Annotated in this window: 22 protein-coding genes and 4 pseudogenes; 8 read left to right on the top strand and 18 right to left on the bottom strand. The window is 46.3% G+C overall.

What is annotated here, in order from left to right:
• Positions 1–175 precede the first annotated feature (175 nt).
• The 15 genes and pseudogenes from RS889_RS20115 to RS889_RS20185 form a co-directional block, all read right to left on the bottom strand.
• Positions 176–1210, bottom strand: coding sequence for a histidine kinase (locus RS889_RS20115; protein ID WP_315708498.1), 1035 nt, complete (start codon positions 1208–1210; stop codon positions 176–178).
• A 16-nt stretch (positions 1211–1226) separates the two neighbouring features.
• On the bottom strand, positions 1227–1847 hold the full coding sequence (locus RS889_RS20120) for a DNA-binding transcriptional response regulator (RefSeq protein WP_315708499.1): 621 nt from the start codon (positions 1845–1847) through the stop codon (positions 1227–1229).
• A gap of 301 nt (positions 1848–2148) precedes the next feature.
• Positions 2149–2316: pseudogene (locus RS889_RS20125) on the bottom strand (DinI family protein); the annotation flags it as partial.
• 142 nt (positions 2317–2458) lie between these two features.
• Positions 2459–2869, bottom strand: coding sequence for a type II toxin-antitoxin system HicB family antitoxin (locus RS889_RS20130; RefSeq protein WP_315708501.1), 411 nt, complete (start codon positions 2867–2869; stop codon positions 2459–2461).
• A 26-nt stretch (positions 2870–2895) separates the two neighbouring features.
• Positions 2896–3075, bottom strand: a complete 180-nt coding sequence (locus tag RS889_RS20135) for a type II toxin-antitoxin system HicA family toxin (protein ID WP_290180226.1) — start codon at positions 3073–3075, stop codon at positions 2896–2898.
• 92 nt (positions 3076–3167) lie between these two features.
• Positions 3168–5363 carry a replication endonuclease gene (locus RS889_RS20140; RefSeq protein ID WP_425475091.1) on the bottom strand — a complete coding sequence of 732 codons (2196 nt, stop codon included), beginning with the start codon at positions 5361–5363 and terminating at the stop codon, positions 3168–3170.
• A complete protein-coding gene (locus RS889_RS20145; RefSeq protein ID WP_315708502.1) occupies positions 5360–6274 on the bottom strand; it encodes a DNA cytosine methyltransferase in 915 nt (304 codons plus the stop codon). Before RS889_RS20145 ends, RS889_RS20140 begins: the two co-directional genes overlap by 4 nt.
• Positions 6274–7212, bottom strand: coding sequence for a DNA adenine methylase (locus RS889_RS20150; RefSeq protein WP_315708503.1), 939 nt, complete (start codon positions 7210–7212; stop codon positions 6274–6276). Before RS889_RS20150 ends, RS889_RS20145 begins: the two co-directional genes overlap by 1 nt.
• Complete coding sequence (locus RS889_RS20155) at positions 7209–7787, bottom strand: 3'-5' exonuclease (RefSeq protein ID WP_315708504.1); 579 nt, start codon at positions 7785–7787, stop codon at positions 7209–7211. Before RS889_RS20155 ends, RS889_RS20150 begins: the two co-directional genes overlap by 4 nt.
• Entirely contained in the window at positions 7784–8008 is a 225-nt protein-coding gene (locus RS889_RS20160; RefSeq protein WP_315708505.1) for a TraR/DksA C4-type zinc finger protein, read from the bottom strand. The genes RS889_RS20155 and RS889_RS20160 overlap by 4 nt, the downstream gene beginning before the upstream one ends.
• Positions 8008–8235 carry a DUF2732 family protein gene (locus RS889_RS20165; protein ID WP_315708506.1) on the bottom strand — a complete coding sequence of 76 codons (228 nt, stop codon included), beginning with the start codon at positions 8233–8235 and terminating at the stop codon, positions 8008–8010. Before RS889_RS20165 ends, RS889_RS20160 begins: the two co-directional genes overlap by 1 nt.
• Before the next feature lie 71 nt (positions 8236–8306).
• Positions 8307–8816 carry a replication protein B gene (locus RS889_RS20170; RefSeq protein WP_315708507.1) on the bottom strand — a complete coding sequence of 170 codons (510 nt, stop codon included), beginning with the start codon at positions 8814–8816 and terminating at the stop codon, positions 8307–8309.
• Positions 8813–8986, bottom strand: a complete 174-nt coding sequence (locus tag RS889_RS20175) for a hypothetical protein (protein WP_290180215.1) — start codon at positions 8984–8986, stop codon at positions 8813–8815. The genes RS889_RS20170 and RS889_RS20175 overlap by 4 nt, the downstream gene beginning before the upstream one ends.
• A gap of 99 nt (positions 8987–9085) precedes the next feature.
• Complete coding sequence (locus tag RS889_RS20180; protein WP_290181514.1) at positions 9086–9589, bottom strand: phage regulatory CII family protein; 504 nt, start codon at positions 9587–9589, stop codon at positions 9086–9088.
• A 27-nt stretch (positions 9590–9616) separates the two neighbouring features.
• A complete protein-coding gene (locus RS889_RS20185; protein WP_290181513.1) occupies positions 9617–9841 on the bottom strand; it encodes a regulator in 225 nt (74 codons plus the stop codon).
• 131 nt (positions 9842–9972) lie between these two features.
• Here RS889_RS20185 and RS889_RS20190 point away from each other — a divergent pair.
• From RS889_RS20190 to RS889_RS20225, 8 genes and pseudogenes are all read left to right on the top strand, one after another.
• Positions 9973–10143: pseudogene (locus RS889_RS20190) on the top strand (helix-turn-helix domain-containing protein); the annotation flags it as partial.
• A 6-nt stretch (positions 10144–10149) separates the two neighbouring features.
• Positions 10150–10554: a S24/S26 family peptidase gene (locus tag RS889_RS20195; RefSeq protein ID WP_315711131.1), complete on the top strand. Its 405-nt coding sequence runs from the start codon at positions 10150–10152 to the stop codon at positions 10552–10554.
• Between the two features lies 1 nt (position 10555).
• Positions 10556–11584, top strand: a complete 1029-nt coding sequence (locus RS889_RS20200) for a phage integrase (protein WP_315708508.1) — start codon at positions 10556–10558, stop codon at positions 11582–11584.
• Entirely contained in the window at positions 11571–12305 is a 735-nt protein-coding gene (locus tag RS889_RS20205; RefSeq protein WP_315708509.1) for a hypothetical protein, read from the top strand. The genes RS889_RS20200 and RS889_RS20205 overlap by 14 nt, the downstream gene beginning before the upstream one ends.
• A gap of 643 nt (positions 12306–12948) precedes the next feature.
• Positions 12949–13257, top strand: a complete 309-nt coding sequence (gene tnpA, locus RS889_RS20210; protein WP_315707813.1) for an IS66 family insertion sequence element accessory protein TnpA — start codon at positions 12949–12951, stop codon at positions 13255–13257.
• Positions 13257–13625, top strand: a complete 369-nt coding sequence (gene tnpB, locus RS889_RS20215; protein WP_290180505.1) for an IS66 family insertion sequence element accessory protein TnpB — start codon at positions 13257–13259, stop codon at positions 13623–13625. Before tnpA ends, tnpB begins: the two co-directional genes overlap by 1 nt.
• A gap of 45 nt (positions 13626–13670) precedes the next feature.
• Positions 13671–15257, top strand: a pseudogene (tnpC, locus tag RS889_RS20220) (IS66 family transposase).
• A gap of 98 nt (positions 15258–15355) precedes the next feature.
• Positions 15356–15568 carry a hypothetical protein gene (locus RS889_RS20225; protein ID WP_315708510.1) on the top strand — a complete coding sequence of 71 codons (213 nt, stop codon included), beginning with the start codon at positions 15356–15358 and terminating at the stop codon, positions 15566–15568.
• A 78-nt stretch (positions 15569–15646) separates the two neighbouring features.
• Here RS889_RS20225 and RS889_RS20230 read toward each other — a convergent pair.
• The 3 genes and pseudogenes from RS889_RS20230 to spy form a co-directional block, all read right to left on the bottom strand.
• Positions 15647–16849 (bottom strand): annotated as a pseudogene (locus RS889_RS20230) (IS256 family transposase).
• A 198-nt stretch (positions 16850–17047) separates the two neighbouring features.
• On the bottom strand, positions 17048–17500 hold the full coding sequence (locus RS889_RS20235; protein ID WP_315708511.1) for an RcnB family protein: 453 nt from the start codon (positions 17498–17500) through the stop codon (positions 17048–17050).
• A 337-nt stretch (positions 17501–17837) separates the two neighbouring features.
• On the bottom strand, positions 17838–18311 hold the full coding sequence (gene spy, locus RS889_RS20240; protein WP_021014348.1) for an ATP-independent periplasmic protein-refolding chaperone Spy: 474 nt from the start codon (positions 18309–18311) through the stop codon (positions 17838–17840).
• Positions 18312–18418: the final 107 nt, after the last annotated feature.

The following is an 18418-nucleotide window of genomic DNA, read 5'->3' on the forward strand; positions in this document are numbered from 1 at the left end:
ACCCGCTTAATGATAGAGTTTTAATCTATTCACCTAAATAGTCGCTAATCACCACTAGGTAATAATGCCTATTCAGTAATATATTCTTAAAATAAAAGAGTCAATAATGATATGATCTTCTCATTATTCGTTAAAAATCAAATAATATCGGGTATTATTTGATTCGTTAATTCCATTAAAACTCTATAACAAAAACATTTTCCTGATATACACGACCTAAGATTACTTCATGTGCCGTGTTAAAATCTGGAATTACTTTTAAAATAGCATTGCTATGTTTTAGTAAAGATTTGGCCCTATACATACCAATTCCACTACCAGCTCGATTGGATTTCCTAGCCATTTCACCAGAATACCCCTCAATAAAAATATCATCTACTTCTGATTGTTCAATTCTCAGACTAATCATTTTGAAAAATATTGATAATTTTTTTGTTGAAGGGTCTTTAGAAAAATAAATAGATAAATCCGAACCCGGTTTAATATACTTTACAGCATTCTCAATAATATGATAGACTGCGACATGGAAAGTTTCATAATCCATATTAACACGATCAGTTGACTTGGAAACATCAACAACTATCTCATTGTCAGTGAAGTCAGGAAAAAAAACATACATAACATTCATAATAACACGATGAATATCATGACTCTTTAAATTAATTTTCGGATTATCACTTAAAAGAGTATTATATACATCTATTTCCGTTTTCATTTTCATAGTATTCTTAGCTACCCTTACAAGGGATAACGATGTTTCATAAGGCTCATTTGTCACCTGTTTAATAATAGTTTCTTTCCAATCTGATTTTTTCTTATCCTGCATTATTTCTTGAGGGATTATAGAATATACTTCTTGAATATTATGAGCATTCAACGTAACCAAGTTATGTATTAAACGATTAATATGTTTTCTTGTTTCTTCCTTAATTTTATGATAAGCATCTTGTAACATAGGGATACTGAGCAAAATAACATTGACTCTAGATCTCATTAATTTTGAGCTTTTGAGCATTTCTTTATTATCAGAAATAGCAAAAATAGTTCCAACTTCATTACTTAATTTCAATGCTCTTAGAAGCCGACCGTCATGCTGAAACTTAACATTAGAAGAATCCAAATTTTTTATCTTATCAAACAATACTTCTTCTATCCCATTATGTAAAACACAACCATCACTAGCTACTATTTTATAAATAAAACTTGTCATATAGCACCTTTAATTATCAAGCGAAATCTTCAACAATCCGTTGAAACTGATAAGGATCTGCATCCTTAGGTAAAAAGTCATCAACTTCACGAAGAGCCTCATGAAACCGATCACCCGTTTGCTCCGCTGAATAAATTATAATCTTTTTTTCTGGATATTTTTGTTTTAAAGCTGAGGCTAACCCTAGTCCTTCTTCCTTTGGAGTCAATTCAAGACCAACACCTTGTATATCTACAAAAATAATATGCGAAGATTTTATTTCTTCTTGATCAAGACTTTCTGCATCCTTAATTAATTTTGTGTGAACCCATCCAGCACGCTGCAGAATTTTTACAACTTTGAATCTCACTTCATCATCAATAAAAAGAATTTTTGTGCTATTTTTTTTACATCCTAAATTAATTTCGTCATCTTTCATAGTGCATCCTTTCTCATTTTGAGTATCTGTCGCACCATTGTAGATGTTTAAATTTACGCTTTGTTCATTATGATTCTGTTCTGATGATGGCACAACTAGCGCCAAATTTTTAGACCGAAATTTTTTCAAAAAAAAACTAATGAACCACCCGACTACGGTAATTCCAATACCACCAAAAGCCCAGCTGATTATTGGATGAGCCAAAAGATCGAAATCCATATTATCCCCAGAATGAAAAACAAAACTTTTCTAATATAAAGAATAAGTAAAAATTGTTCAAACAATACAAAAATCAGCATAACACATTAAAATACAAACAAAATTTAACAACACCAAGAAAAAAATCCAAAAAATATGCTTTTTGTATAAAAAACATCACAATATAGCAAATATTTTTAACTCATCTAGCATAAATACTGTGTTACACATTACCGTAGCCTTTGGTTTTGTTAACCACCGAAATATCATCATTAATCTGTTAACCTACTTCTATTTACAGTTTTTCTAGCCCCATGGAAGGAAAAACGATCGAAGATGACCTGTTTTTCATCAAATTCCCCCTTGCAAGCTCAGCAATTAACTCCAGGGCAATCTCTCGATCTCTTTCCTGACATACACCTGCGGTTGTCAGGCGCGCAATCAGCTCCACACGTTCTAACATTACACGCTCACCTAACTCTTTATCCACATTATCTCCCTTGCGAATACTGTATATAAACACAGTATATACATAACATTTCAAATTGTGAATAGTGTAAATATTAATTATCAACGGCCTGACCAAAAATAAAAAAAACCGCCGAAGCGGTTTTTTACGGTGAGTGGACAACCTAGCGAATCACTGTGATCCGCTCCAGCGCAGCCTGTGCAAGAAAACCAGATCGGCTTTTAAATTCGGGATGGGAAGCAACAACACGATCAATACGGTCAATCAATACCTTTGGCAACGTGACGTTGATTTTTTCTGCGCCTCCCATCAGGCGGGAGATATCAACATCAACTAACGCCCATGTATAACCCGCATACTCCGGATTTTTCGCCAGATCCTGAACAGTGGAAACAGCAGGAATATCGCCCCCCGTCTCAATCAACAACTCAATGTGACCGGTAATAGCTTCTTTCGCGTTGCTCATTGCTTCATCAAGAGCATCACCAGCAGAAAAGCAACCCGGCAGATCGGGAACAGTCACACCATACGCGTGTTTTTCGTCGCCTGGCTCGATAGCAATTGGATACAACATATTTAGCCCCTCTCTGTGAAGCGGGGTTAAATCCCCGCTTGCTTCCTGATGCTTTTGACTGTGCCTATTGGCAAGTCCTTTTTAGGGTGTGGGATTGTCACCAACCCCGGTTTAGTCGGGTGAGTAAAATGGTGATGACTACCGTTAACCCTAACCAGAACCCAACCATCCGTTTTTATTTCTGCTATTAGCGTCTTGCTATCCATCCTTTCACCCGATCACCTTACGATAAAATTATTATAACCCTAATAACCCCGATAAACAACCAAGATAGAGTTATTGGGGTTATTCCCATTCCTCACCACCCCCACCCGTCCACGGACTCTGACGGCAACCGAATATCTTCGCCATCCACGCGCAGGGTGGCACCGCGAACCAGCGCTTCACGTTCCTGACGACTTGTTTCTATTCCTCGCCGATGCAAATCAGCTTGAATTCGGGTTAACTCCAGACGTTGTGCCATGGTTAAACGTGCCGACGGTGATCGCGGCGGGGCCGTTGTTGGGTCAATATTCTGTTGTAGCGTGCGTCGCCGTGTTATTTGCCCTCGGGCTGCGACTACCAACGACAGCACAGCTCCTTCATCATTCCAGTCAATCGGTATCGGGGGCGGCCCGGAAAACGCCGTGTTGCCCTGATTTTGTGGGTTAACGTGGCGATTTTTCTCGGTGCTGCCGATGCCCGATCCACAGTTATTGACAGGACTCCGAGACGCGGCAGAGCCGCTTTTTAACGGCAAAACCTCAACGTCAACGGCCTTTGGGACGATGCGCCATTCATCGGCTCGGGTGGTAAATACCTGGCCGGTGCCATAACGCGGCGAGAAGATCCCGACCACTTTTTGCACTTCTTCATCGTAGCTGTTGAGGTTGGCGGCCAGGGTACGCGCCACGCGGACAGTTTGCTGGTCACGCGGCACATTCGCGCCGCCCTGGGCTTTCATGTAGGCGGCAAAATCTCCGTTATCGGCGGCAAAGCGGACTGCCTCTACTTGTTCGTCAAATTGGTCGGCCAGCAAACAGTCACGAATACGGCGGCACTCGCGATACGCACCCATTGTCGGGATACCAATCGGGTGAAATTGAGGGATACGCCACGTTGCCGCCCAGGCGGTAACGGCGGACGCCGCGTCCTTCAATGGCTTACCGGTTTCACTGTCCAACTCGCCATCCAGCGCGTAGCCGTCAATATTCTTGGCAATGTATTTAGCGATATAGCCTGCGGCTCCGCCTTTGTTCAGGTGCTTGCAGTCAAAGCGGTTTTCTTGTGCGCCGGGTTCGTCGCCATCGTCTTTCAAGGCATAGCGGCGCATTATGTCGATAATCTGCTGACGCTGCCCTTTTTCACAAAACAGCATCATGTGCCAGTGCGGCGTTCCGTCGTGATGTGGTTCAACAACACGCATCCCATACACCTGTAGATCATTATCTTTAAACGCGGTGCGCATTAGCCCCCACACCCGCACCAGGTAGCGCTGCCCGTCTTTCGGCGTGAAAGCTTCCCGGTCCCAATTTCGGTTAAACTGCACTTTCCGGGCTTTGCCGATCACTCGCGTCGGGTGATATTTGGAGGGTGTCGTAAGGGTGATAAACATACCGACGTCATTCTGTTCGCTGGCATAACGCTCAATACCGGCGATGGTGCTCATCAACTCCATGCGCCGGATCTCCGGGTTAGAGATACTCGCCATCACCTTGTCTATCAGGTCGAAACGTTCCCCGGTAGCGACGTTCTCCACTTCACAGCTTTTCAGGAATTCAAGGTTAGCAAGACGGTGGGAATAGACTTCGCGGATCGCCTGTTTGCTGGCGTAGGGTGATGCGTCCTTGTTGACCTGGCCGATAGCTATCAGGAAGGCTTCACGCCAGCGGGTACGCTGGGCTTTCAACTGGCGCTCCCACCACTCCTCGTTACACAAACGAACCAGCGCGGCAAAGGCGCTGCGCATATCCAGTTTTCCCCGGCAATACTTGCGCCAGTGCAACGGCCTGACGTTAAATGCGCGGCACATCCCGGCGATTTTGCCATACAGGTGGCTTTGCGCTTTGTGGGTAAACAGCACCGCATTATCCGGGCCATGTTCCGTTAGATAGTCATCACTCAGCCATTCGTAGTTTTTGCTGACTTGCCGGGCAATGCGACGGGCAAACTGTTTTAAATCTGGGTCGGTCATGTCTGGCAGATGGCGAAAGCCGTCGGATTCATCCAGCGCCCGGCGCAGATCAACCCCGTGGCGCAGATTGATAGCCTCAATCCGTGGCCACAATCGGCGCTCAACGGTCAGCACCAGATAACGAAAGGCGGCGGCTAATCCCTGGGATTTTTTCAGATACTCGTAACGGCTGCGGAAGCGGGCCGCCAGAAAGCGCGGTAAGGTATGCAGGCGGGATAAAACCGCTTGCCCCTGAAGGATTTCTTCACGGGTAAGCGCTCTTTCATCGGGGCCGATGGCGGGGCGAGGAGCGTTCCATGGATAAGCCCATTCTTGATTCACACGGACGCTCTCACAGATTCAATAATCCGCCGCATGGCAACAGGCGGCACAGCATTTCCAGCCAGGTGAACAGTCATGCGGTGGCTATGCGGCGTGACATACGATGACGGGAAAGACATCGCGGCCATTACCTCACGCTTTGTCACCATCCGCATGCGACCACCATCAACAACAGCCCAGCGATCACGTGTTGTAATTGTGCCTATTGGCCTGTCAATTGAGCGCCCCGAGCGTGTGTTTCCGTAGTAACTAAAAATGAATCGCTCGCCGAACTGCCGGCGACCGTTTTCGATACGCTCAAGCGTTGATATCGCACGACCCGGACGATTTATCAGTGACCATTTTCCGTCATCAAAATCAATGAACGTCGCGGCAGAAACATGGCTGACGTGTGGCAGATCGAGTAATAGCGGGGAGCGACTGCGAGTGCAGATCAGAAACAATCGGACGCGATTCTGAGGAACCCCCAGATCAGCACAATCAACAATATGCGGCGATAGTGCATAACCCAAAGCCGCCATTGCCGCCAACCATGCCGGATATAGCGTCCAGCTCAGAAATTCAGGCACATTCTCAACAATCACCACTGACGGCCTGTGATATTCTGCTGCTGACACAACAGCCCATGCAGTCGAGCGACTTGCATCATGCTGCGGATTCCCGGCGGCTTTTCCGCGCGCCCGGCTATGCCCTTGGCAGCACGGTGACGCCATCATCAGATCGTGCGCAGGAACAGCAGCCCAATCTGCCTGATGTAAATCCTGACAGACATGGTGCGCATCTGGATGATTGGCTCGATGATAGTCAACTGCAACGGGCCAGTGATTTGCGGCCCAGACAACGCGCATACCGGCCATCCGCGCGCCTGTTGATGAGCCACCAAATCCGGCGAAAAGATCAATAACATCCATCAAAACACCTCCACTTCACCCTGCGCAGGCGCAGCCATATCCAAACCCCACCACAGCGGAACGCAGTATGGGCACACCCCACAGCCGTGGCCGCCACACCCCAGCACGCCGATCACTTCTTCAGTTTTTTTACGTGACCGACCAGCCGCCCCAACAGAGCGCGTTACATTGATTTCATAGAATTGGTAGTGTTGGTAAATCTCGCGGGTGGCTTCGGTGTCACTGTTGGAAATAACGACTTTCGCGCCATGCTTACGGTTAACTTCCAGCAGTGCCTGGACTAACTGGCGGTGGTTGTTTTCCGTAAATGGTTCGGTGTGGTATTGGGTAAAGTCGGCTGTTTTGCTCTCAGGCAGGTACGGCGGATCGCAGTAAACAACAACATCGCCACCGGTGACAAACTGTAGTGATTGCTGAAACGGCGCGCAAAGAAATATCGCCTTTGTATCATTGGCCTTTTCGGCAAACAGGAGAATTTCATTTTCAGGAAAGTAGACGTTTTTATACTTGCCAAACGGCACATTAAAGCCGGTCTTCTTGCTGTAACGGCAAACGCCGTTATAACAATGGCGGTTCAGGTAGAGGAATTGCGCAGCGCGTCCAATATTCTCCAGCGTATGCGCACACATACGCGCGGATCGCCGCTGAGTGTTGAAAGCAGTGCGAATTTTGCCGTAGCCCTCGGCATTGTTGAATTTTTCAAAGATTTCCTGCGCGGCTTCGATAACCAAATCCGTGTGGCTGGTTACGCAACGATAGAGGTTAATAAGATCCGGGTTAATATCGGCCAGCACATAGCGGCGGTAATCAGTATTCAGGAACACCGACGCACCGCCGACAAACGGTTCAATCAGGCAATCAGCGGCGGGAAGGTGTGGCAGCAAATCGGGTAGGACGCGGGTTTTACCCCCCGCCCATTTGATGAACGGACGGATCATTTGGTACCCCCGGCCGCAGAATGAATTTTCTGCCAGACGGCAGAAACTAGCGCAACCTGCTGAATGGCGTCATCCAGAGCGTTATGTTTGACGCCAACAGTTTCCGCCGTACCAATAAAACACCCCATGTCCATTACGACAAAACCGATTTCCTTCATCGTCCGTACATCACGTTCATTCCAGTAATTCCAAGGAATATCGGTATCGGTACGCTCAAACGCAGATTTCAAAATTTCGCAATCGAAAGATGGACTATTAGCCCAGACTCGCAGCGTCTTCAGGTCATCGGCGTTATCTGTCAACCAGTCGCCAAGACGGTTTACGGCATCCCATACAGGAATAGCGTCATCGCTGACCAGCTCCGCCCGCGCCTCTGACGACTGCCTCAACCACCATTTAATTGTGTCACCATCGGGGGCAGCACCGTTCTTCATGTCATTTTCAAAATCGACACGGCAATAAAACCTATAATTCAGTGCGCCCGTTTCTGGTTCAAAAAACACCGCCCCAATTGATGCCAGCGGCGCATTTTTATTTTTTCCCAGCGTTTCTAAATCAATCATGACGTTATTCATAAATTCCCCCGGTAGTGTTTATTTTTCAGCTCAGTGACTTCCTGACAATTCACACACAAGGCGACGCCCGGAATGGCAATGCGGCGGGCTTCCGGGATTGGGGCGTCGCACTCTTCACAGAAAAAGGCAGATACCAAACGGCCCAGCGGTTGCCGGGCTTTCTGAATCTGGTTTTCGCGGATCAGTTCTTCGCGCTCTTGCGCCATATCCATCAAATCCATTAGCGCAGTTCCTGTGCAGAGCGTTCAAAGTTTGCCGCCTCGATACGCAGCAGTTCGGCGACCTCTTTGCCTGACAATTCATTTTTCTGGATATGAATAGCCAGTTTGTCCAGTCGAGCCGAAACATACAGGTGCTGATTAGCGCGTTCATCCATCCGGGCTTTATTCAGCAGAGATAAAAAACCGTCTGCACTAACGTCTGTTTTTCTTGTTTCGATATTTCTCATCGCGGTACTTCTCTTATTTCAGGTAAAAGAATGCCCGACGCGGTGAAGCGTCTGATTTTTCCGGGCGTTAATTAACGGGTATAAATTTCGGGTTTAATACTGGTCAAAATAGCGGGTGAATCGTCGAACGCGCTTAACAGCTCCTGCAATGAGCGAATTAACGCGGGTTTCCATTCACAGCTATCGCTTTCAATACGCCAGATTGGTTGATTAAATTCCTCGGCAGATAATCCGGCATGGAAAAATAACGATTTTCTTTCGCTAATAGATAAACGCTGAATAAACGTAGTATTGCTAGTTTCGTGTTTACGGTATTTAGCAAAGGCGCTGCGTAATTCATCTAGTGCGCCGATCACCCGTTCGCAAACGTTGGTTTCCATTTCTTCAAGGTGATAAACCGCAACGCTCTGATTAAGCCCGGCATGGAAAACAACCGCTGCTCGGTAACGTTCAGGTAGGTGATTGTAAAAATCACAAGATTGCTGCCAGCGGCTACCGGCAAAGTGTTTGCCAATCAGGGCGCGTAAGTTGCCTGGCATGGTGTTCAGGTGCCCGGCAGTAAATGCGTAATGCTGGTTCATGAATTCCTCCTGAATAAGTCTTTGAACGTGCCTTTGGGTGGTGCCCAGCGACGGCCATCGGGCCGGATAATGATCCCCTGTTTACCTTTCCCGTGACGGATCTCGGCGGGGAGTGGTTTCTCTACCTGGTGACGCCAGAGAAAGGGTGCAACAGATATCGGTTTTTGCATTGTTCCCTCCTGTTGGTAACAGCCCACAAATAGGCAGTTGCGAATAGGTGCCGGGATGTTTCACCACGCCCGGCGCGTGGTTTCCCCTGGTGTTGTTATTCAGCTCAAACTTGCGCCTATCCCGCTGATAGCGTCTACGGTGGACGCCAGCGCCGGGTTTGCCTGGATGCGTGTTTGCAGCGACAAGCCAACTAATGACAGATATTTGATACCGGAATTAATACTGCTGATAAATGCGTGGCGTCGTGTCTGGCTCATGCGTTCGGTAGAGACGCTTTCTGCCGCTACGGCCCCCATCGCGGCGGTAGCCTGCAACACGTAAGTGGTGATGCGTTCGGCGTTCGCTTCGTTCATGGGAACGGCGGGCATACATTTGAGCTGTGCCAGTAGGCCATCAATTAGTGTGGCGTCTTCGGTCACATCAGTGATGGTCAGCAATTCTTCACATGTCAGTTTATGAGGCTGTTCCGGGTTCAATTTGTTGCGCAGCATTTGCGGCCGTATGTTGACGGCGTTTGCCACATCGACCAGATTCTGCTGACTGGCAAATTTTCGGCAGGCATCATCAAAAAGTGGCTGTTTGGCGATCTGGTAATCAAACATGGTTATCGTCGTCCTAAATCGCAATGATTAGTTCGCGTTAAGCGAAATGTCACACTGACTCAAGGCTTGGATCGTCAAGGCAGCCATATTCACTTCGACCAGCCCTTTCTTTTGCTGACCTTTCGGTTTGATAGGCAATTTCCCGTATTCAATCAGGTTTCTGGCTGTTTCTTTATTGGTGCCAGTGCGACGGCAATACTCGTCTAAGGGGAGGTATGGTTCAGGGATGATAATTGTAATGTTGGGACGCATAAGGCAAACTCCTGATTAGATTGATACGGCAATATCAGTCAATGACAGTCAAAAACTAACTACAAGATGGAGATTAGCTAGATATTATCTACATGTCAATATTTGTAGATTTAATCTAGCTTTAAAATTTTATGGCTAGATTCCGTATAAACCCCGATGCAGGTAGTGGCCCAATTTTGGACCGAGTGATTGAAGCCTATGGATTTACTCAGAAAGCTCACCTTGCTGACCATCTAGACATAGCATCTAGCTCACTAGCGGCGCGCTACAAACGCGGCGGTTTGCCCAGTGACATTATGGTGCAATGCATGATGGAAACAGGAGTAACGCTTGAATGGTTATTGACAGGATCTGGTGAAAAACATCAAGATAATGGCACTACCTCTACAAGTGTTGTTAGAAAAAGTCTAATTAGAGGTGAGCTTATTGATGCAGGCTATGTCTTGCTCGATAAATCACTATTCATTGAGCCACGCACGTTCCCCAATAAGCCTCAGTTAGTGGTTGACTCAGACACGCAATACATAGTTGATTTACATTTAGAATTAGTCAGCGATGGGCTATGGCTAGTCAATATCGAAGGAAAAATAAGTGTGAGGTCTCTAACACGTATCCCTGTCAAACGATTGAAAGTTGAAGGTGCGGGCGTGGCCTTTGACTGCAATATTGATGACATTACAGTATTAGGTAGAGTCGTTCTCACTATTCAATAATATGAGTGTACGTAAGTTAAAAAGCGGTGATTGGCTCGCGGATTTTTATACCGTTAACCGTAGCGATGGAAAACAAGGTAAACGTGTCCGTAAAAAATTTGCGACTAAAGGCGAAGCTCTGGCCTTTGAAAACTACACCCTACAAAAAATTGAAGATGCGCCCTGGCTTGGTGACGGGAAAGATAAACGCCGTTTGTCTGACCTTGTTCACCTCTGGTTTGAACGACATGGTATTACGCTACGCGATGGTGAGAAAAGACGGAGCGCCATGCTTTGGGCAGCGGAGTGTATGGGGTCGCCACTAGCTACTGAATTTAATGCCCAACTTTTTACAGCCTACCGAGCTAAAAGGCTTGAAGGCCACTTTGCGCGCACTAAACGTGTTAGCCAAGTGTCCCCACGAACAATGAATCTTGAACACGCTTATTTCTTGGCGGTATTTAACGAACTAAAACGACTTGGCGAATGGAAAGCACCTAACCCACTGGAAGACGTTCGACAGTTTCGCACCGATGAAAGCGAAATGGCCTATCTCACTAACGAGCAGATTGATAGGTTACTGGAAGAGTGCCGGAATAGTAGCGCCGGAGATCTGGAAATCGTTGTGAAGCTATGCCTTGCGACTGGTGCACGGTGGAGTGAAGCGCAAAACCTGCGGTGTTCCCAAGTATCGGATAACAAAGTTACCTTTGTTAAAACCAAGGGAAAGAAAAATCGGACAATCCCTATCGCTCCAGAACTGGCGGCTGAATTACCGAAAAAGAACGGAGGGCTATTTACTAACTGTTATTATGCGTTTCGCTCAGCACTGGAAAGAACGGGTATTGAATTACCTGATGGTCAAATGACTCATGTTTTACGCCATACCTTTGCCAGCCATTTCATGATGAATGGCGGTAACATATTAGTTCTTCAAAGAATCCTCGGGCATACTGATATAAAAATGACCATGCGTTATGCACATTTTGCGCCCGAACATTTTGAGGATGTACTTAAATACAATCCATTGGTGGAATATGAACACCCTTAAAAAGACTGTCACACTAATAAAGAAACTCCTTCGTTTAAAAAAAACAATAAGCTTTCTTAGCTTAATAGTTTTTGTAATACCTTTAGCATTATACTTTATAATATTTCATAAATCATTATCATCTGAATCAAGTGAATGGGCAGCCTTTGGCTCTTATATTGGTGGTGTCTATGGCCCAATCTTTGCTCTCGCAAGCGTGATAGTTTTAGTAGTCACTTTATTTAAAATTAATGATGCAAATCAAAAATTCTTTGAATTGTCTAAAAATTCAAATACGATTAACGAAATAATTGAGCTTTCAAAAATACTTGACGCATCCATAAACAAAAAAAAGTTATTCTCTCAAGACAGAAACTACGCATTTAGTTGGCTCGGGGATACGGTAAAAAACAAATTTCGCCATGCAGAACCAACAAGAGAAGAAGATATTATTGACGCTTGTGTCACAAGATTTACAGAAAATGACATTGAGATTTTTAGAGAGGAAGCAGACATAATTTATGAAATTTTGCTAAGAATCGATGCCATAGAAAATGGGGATCTTAAAGAAAGGGCAAAATCGATTTTCAAGGTGATAATTCCAAATTGCGAGCGCTTTTGGCTTGAATGCTATATTCGCAAATTTCATCCCAAAGCAACGCAGCTCGTCGATTTATGGTCTTATTTCAGCGTAATGCCCAACGATCTCTACTCCCTTATGCCTACAGAGGGTGATGTATAACCTTTAGTTGAAAATGTCGCAAAAGTGTCTCATAAACATAGATATATTGCCTCATAAAACCTTATATTGATGTTATAACCATATGATTATAAACCAAGTTGTTGTTTTCAGGTTAGTCATTATGGTTCTCATAATCGCTTGGTCCCCCGTTCAAGCCGGGGAGGGGCCACCAAATTTTAGCTGTAAAATCAGCACATTAAGCCACTCTCAAGAGTGGCTTTTTTGTTGCCATTGAAAAAAGGTGGTCCCAGAATTTTACGCTTATTTTAAAGGCAACGTAAAATTCCGGGAACACTATTGTAGTGCACGGATCGTAAATTCGATAATAAGGAGTTACCCCTATGCCACAAGATAGTAAATGGGTATCTTTATGGGGCTGACATTCTTATGGTTAATATCGTTACTTTTTTTGCCAAGAGAACCTTTGCCATAGAACCTTGTTTGCGTAATTGACCGCGCAGGTAATACATCATTGTTCAGCATTTGAACACTAATGCATATCCTCGGAAGAAAAGTCAGAGTGAGTGAGGTTGAGGGGGTGGCTTTTACTTGTTCTATCGTAAGCGCCCTTAAATCGGCATCTTTTTTTCAGTGATTAACTGCGCCACACTGCCGCTGTCTACCATAAATGCAGGGCGCAATCATGACATCTCAACAGCGGGCCGAGCATTGGCGCGAACAGATCACCACCTGGCAAGCATCCGGTCTTTCTGGCCAGGTTTTCTGCCAGCAACAGCAGCTGACATACCACCAGTTTGTTTACTGGCGGCAAAAATATTGTACCGATAACCCGACTCAAGCGCGGGCCCCAGGGTTTGCCAAAGTCACCGCCGACATCACCCACGTCGACACCCCAACCGAGCTGACACTCTCATTGCCCAATGGCCTGGTGATCACCGGTCTTAATGACCGCAATGTTTCCCTGCTGGGCGCTATTCTCAGGCAACTCTGATGCGTAACCGTGACTTACGCCCGGCGCTGGCGATGCCACAGATTTTTCTTTATCGCGCACCCATCGATTTCCGCAAGCAGGTCAACGGGCTGGCGGCGCTGATAGAACAGGAATTGGGACACGATCCTTTTACCGGGGCGCTGTATGCTTTTACTAACCGCCAGCGCAATAAAATCAAATGTCTGATGTGGGAAGACAATGGTTTTGTCCTTTATTACAAGGCGCTGGCAGAGGAGAAGTTCAAATGGCCCAGTCTGGCCGATGACCTGTTACCCCTGACCGGGGAGCAGATTAACTGGCTGCTTGATGGTTACGATATCAGTCTACTCAATGGGCATAAAAAACTGCATTATGATGGCGTTAATTAGTCGAAACAGGAAGCATCAGGTGGCTGTTTTTGTTATAATTTAACCATGAAAACGCCCACTTTCCCGCCAGCCGAAAACCCAGACAACCGCAGTTTATCTGCGGTTGAATTGCTGGCGCAGGTCGAGGAACTTCAGCAACAGCTTCAACATCGCGAATGTTATATCGCCCTACTCGAAGAACTGCTCCGCCTCAAAAAAGCCCAACAGTTTGCCGCCAGCAGTGAGCGGCATACTGACCAGATTGCCTTGTTCGATGAAGCCGAACTGGACGTGGCAATGGAGTCCTTGTTGGCTCAACTGCCGGATGACGTATCGCCGCCCCCACCGCCGTCTGGCACCCAAAAACGCCAACGCGGTTTCTCCGCCAACCTGCTGCGTGAACGTGTGGAGTTGTGCCTGTCCGACGAAGAAAAAGCCGGCGCCCGCGCCACCTTCTTCAGCAAGGTTAAAGAAGAGCTGGCGTTTATTCCCGCCCAATTAAAAGTCATCGAATACTGGCAGGAAAAAGCGGTGTTTGACCGCGATGGCGAGGAGTTTATTGTGGCTGCCCGCCGCCCGGTCCATCCGCTGGGCAAATGTTTTGCCACCACCGCCTTGCTGGCGTATATCATCGTCGCCAAATATGCCGATGGGCTGCCGCTGTACCGCCTGGAAAACATGCTTGCCCGCAGTGGCCACCCGGTAGGCCGCACCAATATGGCCCACTGGATCATCCGGTTAGCCAAGGTATTTGCCCCGCTGCTGGCCAGGTTGCGTGACGTGCAAAACAGTGGCCGTTACCTGCAAATGGATGAATCCCGCATCCAGGTGCTGAAAGAAGAAGGCAAAACCGCCCAATCGGACAAATGGATGTGGGTGATACGCGGTGGCCCCCCCGATAAACCTTCAGTGCTGTTCGAGTATGACCCGAGCCGCGCGGGTAGTGTTCCCGTGCGCCTGTTGGCGGGATTCACCGGTATTTTGCAAACCGATGGCTATGCCGGTTATGACGCGGTGTGCCGTGAAAACAATCTCGTGCGTATCGGCTGCTGAGATCATGCCCGGCGCAAATATATTGAAGCGGGCAAAGCGGTTCCCAGGAATGCCAAATCTGCCAAAGGCAAACCCACTAAAGCGGATGTGGCGCTGGGCTACATCAGTAAACTGTATGGGATCGAACGGAGCCTGCAGGGGCGCAGTGAAGCGGACAAATACCTGGCCCGTCAGCAATATAGCCTGCCGTTGCTCAATGCCTTTAAACTATGGCTGGAGCAGAATGTCGGCAAGATAATGAAAGGCTCGCTGACCCGTCAGGCCATGGACTACACGCTCAACCACTGGGCAGAATTGATAGGCTATTGCGATCATGGGCAGGTGAACATCAGCAATGCGTTGGCGGAAAATGCCATCCGCCCGTTTGCGGTCGGTCGCAAGGCATGGCTATTTGCCGACAGTTCGCAGGGCGCCAGCGCCAGTGCCGGGTGTTATTCCTTGATCGAAACGGCGAAGACCAATCAGTTAGAGCCGACGGCGTATATCCAGTATGTGCTGGATCACATCGGCGAGGCGGATACGCAAGAAAAACTCGACGCGTTATTGCCCTGGAATGTGGACCTGGTCCCTTTTTTAAAAAATGTGCCGCAGTATGGATAGGGGGAGTACGTCGATTTAACGGCGCTTACATTCTATCTACGGTATAAAAATAATTGGCTTAGTAGTATTACTCTTAATATAAAGACAAGGATTTCATAATGATAGATTACAGTACAGCCACGAAAAATCAGTTAAAACAAGAATTTTTAAGCTTGATTAGAGTAGTCTCAGACATGCCTTTTGGTACGAAAAAAGAGTTTTTCCACCTGCCTAACATCCTTAATGTAAGTGAGCAACCTTTGGCCGTAGCCAGTGGAATGATGAATGGCAACACCTGGCTTGTCGATGAAAGAGAAGGGGAATTAGTCTAATTGGACTTGATGGAGCATCGCTCACAGACGGAGAAGAACCAGCGAGAGCATTCAGAATTCTGTGTCACGTTAAAAACTCTATAGCGTTATCACACTATTCAGTCGCCCTTCAAAATAAATGGCTAACTGCGACAATGTCAAATTCCAGCTCTGGATCGGCATTGTCTATTTCTCCTGTGCATTCATCAGTCCCAGATAAAGCAGTTTCAACAGGCTGTTTTCATTCGGAAAAGCGCCTTTGGTTTTGGTCAGTTTCCTGAACTGACGGTGCACCGATTCTATCGCGTTGGTTGTGTAGATCACTTTGCGTATGTTAGCCGGGTAGCGGAAGTACGCTGACAGGTTTTCCCACTTGCGCCGCCATGACTGGAGCACCACCGGATATTGCTGACCCCATTTGGCCTCCAGCTCATCCAGTGCCGTTTCTGCGGCTTCTTTTGACACCGCACGATACACCGGCTTCAGGTCGGACATGAAGGCTTTATGGTGCTTTGAGGCCACGTATTTAATCGAGTTGCGTATCTGGTGAATAACGCACAACTGCACCTCTGTCTGCGGATAAATGCTGTTTATCGCCTCCGGGAACCCAGTCAGCCCGTCCACGCAGGCTATCAGGATGTCTTCAACGCCACGGTTTTGCAGATCGCTTAATACAGATAGCCAGAAGTTTGCCCCTTCGCTTTCCGACAGATACAGACCCAGAACTTCTTTTTTGCCTTCCAGATTCAGCGCCAGCACAGTGTAAACGGCTTTGCTCTGGTAACGGCCATCCTCGCGGATTTTATAGTGAATGGCGTCCAGCCAGACGAAAGGATAAACTTTCTCCAGCGGGCGCTGTTGCCACTGTTTTAACTCAGGAATGACTTTATCGGTGACGGCACTGATGGTGGCGGTAGACACGCTGAATGCGTATAAATCTTCAATCTCCCGGCTGATATCCTGGTAACTCATCCCCAGCGCAAACAGACGAATGATTTTGCGCTCGATCTCATCGGACAGTGTGGTCTGATGCTTTTTCACCAGTTGAGGCTCAAAAGTGCCATTACGATCGCGCGGAGTCGTCAGTTCGAAGCTGCCGGTCGGGGCTTTAATGGTTTTTTTACCAGAGCCGTTTTTACGGTTGGCTTCCACATCTGAAGCCAAATGGGAGTCAAGTTCCGCAGACAGGGCTGCTTCAGTTAACTGTTTGATTAACGGGGTTAAGATGCCATCTTTGCCGGTCAGTGACTGACCGGACTGTAGCGCTTTCAGGGCTTTGTCGAAATCAAAGGGTTGGGACATTTGTCATTCCTTTTTGATGATATATTACTGGAATGACACGGAATTTCTAACACTCCCGAATTACGTTAACAGCGTAACGCCTTCACTTTCTTCTAAATATACAGATTTAGCAATGACTAAGCATCACGCAAACGCCGCGCTATTTTCTTTAAATGGAACTAACGTATCGATTCCCGACATCAACACGTTAGTATCACATCAATGATTTGCAGCACTGTTTAAAATAATGGCAGTGATGACTCCCGTAGTAGCCGCAATCAACACATAATTTCCGTCGATGTAGCTCCAATAGTGGCCTGAAGGTGGCTGCTGAAGGCCCCGGGCGCGCCAATCATGAACACGATAACGTTGCCCTTGAAAATGACTGGGTATTGGTCGTCCTTTTCTGAAATCATGACCTTTCCATGCAAAATGATCACGTTCAATAGCGACAGGTCCGCTATGATGCTTTCTATCATTACCATTATTATGCCTGCCTGCCTCTGCCACATGAGCTCTGGGCTTATGATTAGGTCCAGCTTCATCATAAGGATAGTTCCCAGGCGACCGCATTTGTTCTCGATTATCCAACTGATCGGCCCAGGATATCGTGGAAAAAGCACTACTCCCTGCAAATACCATCATTACAAGTGCCAACATTTTTTTCTTCACTGTATGTTCCTCAATTTGCTAACAGCCACCTAATCTCTCAGATAATAATATCTATTAAAAAGACTCAAAAATAATGAAGAAATATCCTAAAAATTAATCAATTAACGACAAAAAAACAAATCCATATTGATTATTCCCAGTTTTTTACATCATTATAAAATAATGGGAAAGATGCCCGTACGCGCGCAGATGAAAAATAGGGAATAGCGCTCGCGCCCTATGTTTTTAAACCAATTTCATCTATTAAAAAGCGAAAAAAAATACCGCTGGCATTAGTCTATCACTTATCCAGTAAATAGTGATAAATAAAACCAGCGGCTTCAGTTGACTTGGATTATTATTGCGCTTTAGGTGCCGGGGTTCCTTGGTTCAAACGGTTGTCAAAATTTGCATTGAACTGCTTTTTCTGCTCAGGAGTCAGAATATTGTACATATGGTTTTGTTCTTCCAGACGCTGCATCATACGCGCTTTATTAGCTGATTCCATGCTATCCACGATGCTCTGCGCTTTCTGCTTATCGAAATTATCGCTAGCTATGATATTATGTAATTGACGACGCTCTTCAATTGAAGGCCATTGTCTATTATTTCTATAGCCTTGCATGAATTTCTGCATTTCTTGTTGTTGCTCATTAGTCAAATTCATTCCGTTAAACATCCTGTTATGTGGTGCCCATTGTCCACCACATGGGGATTGTCCCATCATGTTACCAGAACCCTGTTGGCCATAAAAATTACCATGAGCATCAGCAATACCCACAGCACCTAATGCCAGTGCAGAGGCAACTACAATAGCGGTAAATTTAGACATAATATATTCCTCGCGTTTCAGTTTTAGTTATCAACACATCGTATTGACCTATGTGACTAAGTATAGCCCTCTGAGCTTAAGGTAATGAGAGAAATGGTAAATATGTG

The organism is Brenneria uluponensis (genome assembly GCF_032395385.1).
In the GTDB taxonomy this organism is placed as follows: domain Bacteria; phylum Pseudomonadota; class Gammaproteobacteria; order Enterobacterales; family Enterobacteriaceae; genus Prodigiosinella; species Prodigiosinella aquatilis.